This is a genomic window from Flavobacterium sp., from assembly GCF_027490375.1.
GTDB lineage: Bacteria > Bacteroidota > Bacteroidia > Flavobacteriales > Flavobacteriaceae > Flavobacterium.
In genome coordinates, this window is record NZ_JAIXYH010000080.1 from 1 (window position 1) to 2,793 (window position 2,793).

Below are 2,793 nucleotides of genomic sequence, written 5' to 3' on the forward strand. Positions count from 1 at the left end.
CTAGCTTCTATCCCGATAGCCATCGGGACTAGCTTCTCCAAAACGATACGTTAAGTGGTGAACGTCGCGTAGTCTTAATACTCAAATCTTAATACAAAAATCTCCATTAGCCTTCGACAGGCTCAGGTTCCGACGAATCTCCCGCGTCGATTTCCTATCTTCAATCAATTAAAATCACAAACACAGCAATCACCAATATAAACGCGGTGTTTGTAAACCGCAACAGCGAAACTATCGCCGATACTCCATCGTGCTTTGCGTTGTTAACGACTTTGAAATTTTATGTCAATGATGTTTTAAAAATCTTGTCTTCCAATGATGGTGACAATTTCAATTTCATCACCTTTTATATTGTAATAAATTGTATCAACACCGCAAATGCAGAATCTATCAATGTTTCTATACTTGGTATTAACAGGAAACATAAAAGGATTACTCGCTATTTTTTGAAAACATTCAAACAACATGTCGTAATATTTTGCTGCTTGTAAAACTCCAAATTGCCTCAGACCATATTCAAATATTCTAATAATATCAGCCTCCGCTTCAATAGACAACTTATAACGATACATCGAAACGTTTTTTTATTTCTTCGAAAAGTTCCTCTCTAGTTTTTGTACTGTACCCGCTTTTTAAACCTCTATCAATTTTCATCTGCACATACTCGTGATAGGCATCGCGTTCACGAGCTTGTTTGATTAAATAATTTACAGCTTCACTTTTACTCGTAAATTCTTCCTTCGCGACTTGTTCTTTTAACCATTCGTCGTTTTGATTCGCTAAGGTGATGCTTTGTCTTGCCATAATTCATACGTTTAGTGGTGTAAATATACACCAATTTGGCATGGTTTGAGCGCTATCAAAAATTACTCCCAATATTCCTTAAAACCTCAGTTCGATTAAAAAATTCCAGCATACCCCATGTTCGAATCTAAAGACCGGTTTTATTTGGGGGTGCAGGCAGCACCACGAGCTTCACATAATAACTGCTTAAAACAGCTTATTTGATATCGTTTATGCTGCACAAATCAACGTTTTTGATCAGAAATGGAGTTATGCAAGGGTTACTGCTGTTATCAGCTGCCATTTACCTTTAAGAAGGATAAATATTCCTTTACGTCCATAACTTTTTCTCCTAAATTATATTCTCTCAAAATTTTAACCAATTCAGCGTCTGATGTTACTAAGATTATATTTCCTTCGTTGATTGTGTTTTGTGAAACCAAAAATGAAACTTGATAATCCCATAGCCAATTCCATCTTTTGGCTTTTGATTTTTTGGATGTCATGTCAATATTGTCCTCGATAACTGTTGCCAAAATTGATTGAAAGAAACCTACAGAAAGAGGTAATTGAGTTTTTAAATAATATGCACGATTATTTAATTCTTCTGTATCCAATTTTATTTCCAATTGTTCCGCAACAATATCTAACAGTTTTAATGATAAATTTTGCGCACAGACATCACTTCTAAAATATTCAATTAGTTTTCTCTTATGGAACTTTGAATCACTTTTAGGGTAGATTTGTTGAATTCCAAATTTTGCCGCTTCAATTAACCCAATAATATCGCTAGAAAAATTTTGCTCTTGCGTAGTTAAATTTTTTTTTTACAAAATCATAAAATTCTTTTGAAATTTCAGGCTTTTTATCATACTCTATAAAAGACTCAAGAAGTCTTGTGAATCTTTTGGACTGTTTATCAAAGTTAACGGGAAGTGCTCCAAAAACCATTGCTGAAATTTGAAGAAAAGGAGGAGCACTGACACGAATTTCCATTTTTTCTAAATCAAAACAGTGGTTTGTTAAAAACCGTAAACTTTCCAGGCAATTCTGGTAATTAACGCTGCCTTCTTCTTCAACCAAATTCGCCATTAATTCTATCGTGACAATTTGAGTTGATATTGGCACTATATTTAGTTTGCGTTCTGCATCTTTGACTTTTATAAATAGCTGAATTATTTCTAATTCACTTTTGTTCAATACAATTTGCCGATATGAATTTGTATCAAAAAATACTGAAGTTTTATTTTCTTTCATGTCGTGCTGAATGGTTGCTGCTAACTCAACAATTAGCAAAGTCCTATCCTTTTTCTCAATTTTCAAAAACAAGCTTAATTTATTTAATCACAGCCCATTGCAGCGATAAATTTATGCGGATTTTTCATTTATTAAATCGGACACTTGTTTCGCCTTTGGTCACGTTGCTAATTAATGTGTTTTTCTCCTCCCAAAACTACCTACTTTTAGGTATTTTTTCACGAATTTTTGGTAACGTTTGCCCTAGCCCCGATGGCAGTAGTAGCCCGCAGGAAAAGATGGCTAGGTGAACCGTGAAGCAAACGGCGACCTCAGAAGCCGAATGCTGCGCGCGTGAACCTGCCGTATTTTACGAGGACTATAGCGAACAGCGGGAAGGAGCTAAAAAATTGAAAAAAGGAAAGAATAGAAAAAAGCTAAAAAATAGAAAAAATGGAAAAAGAAAAATTGGCCTTCGACAAGCTCAGGCTCCGACGAATTGCGGATTAGGTTATGCAAAACGATACGTGAAGTGGTGAACGTCACGAAGTCTTAATACTCAAGTCTTAATACTCAAGTCTTAATACAAAAATCTCCATTAGCCTTCGACAGGCTCAGGCACCAACCTTCGAAAGGCTCAGGCACCAACGATACGTGGGTTAGGTTGGGAAGATGATACGTAAAAGGGTGAACGTCACGATCCCGATAGTTATCGGGACTATTTTCTAGCTTCTATCCCGATAGCCATCGGGACTAGCTTCTCCAAAACGATAC

The 2,793-nt window shown here is 35.9% G+C and carries 4 protein-coding genes; all 4 read right to left on the reverse strand.

Going from position 1 to position 2,793, the window contains the following annotated elements; translation table 11 throughout:
- Positions 1–296 precede the first annotated feature (296 nt).
- Positions 297–572: a type II toxin-antitoxin system RelE/ParE family toxin gene (locus Q0064_RS12370; protein WP_298148526.1), complete on the reverse strand. Its 276-nt coding sequence runs from the start codon at positions 570–572 to the stop codon at positions 297–299.
- The gene (locus Q0064_RS12375) at positions 559–804 is read right to left on the reverse strand and encodes a CopG family transcriptional regulator (protein WP_298148527.1); all 246 of its coding nucleotides are present in this window, start codon (positions 802–804) and stop codon (positions 559–561) included. Before Q0064_RS12375 ends, Q0064_RS12370 begins: the two co-directional genes overlap by 14 nt.
- 272 nt (positions 805–1,076) lie before the next feature.
- Positions 1,077–1,400, reverse strand: a complete 324-nt coding sequence (locus Q0064_RS12380; protein WP_298148528.1) for a hypothetical protein — start codon at positions 1,398–1,400, stop codon at positions 1,077–1,079.
- 172 nt (positions 1,401–1,572) lie between these two features.
- Positions 1,573–2,106: a hypothetical protein gene (locus Q0064_RS12385; protein ID WP_298148529.1), complete on the reverse strand. Its 534-nt coding sequence runs from the start codon at positions 2,104–2,106 to the stop codon at positions 1,573–1,575.
- Positions 2,107–2,793 lie beyond the last annotated feature (687 nt).

Bases quoted from the DNA above. Each gene is read 5' to 3' on its own strand.
- Q0064_RS12370 (WP_298148526.1), bottom strand. From the start codon at position 572: ATGTATCGTTATAAGTTGTCTATTGAAGCGGAGGCTGATATTATTAGA.
- Q0064_RS12375 (WP_298148527.1), bottom strand. From the start codon at position 804: ATGGCAAGACAAAGCATCACCTTAGCGAATCAAAACGACGAATGGTTA.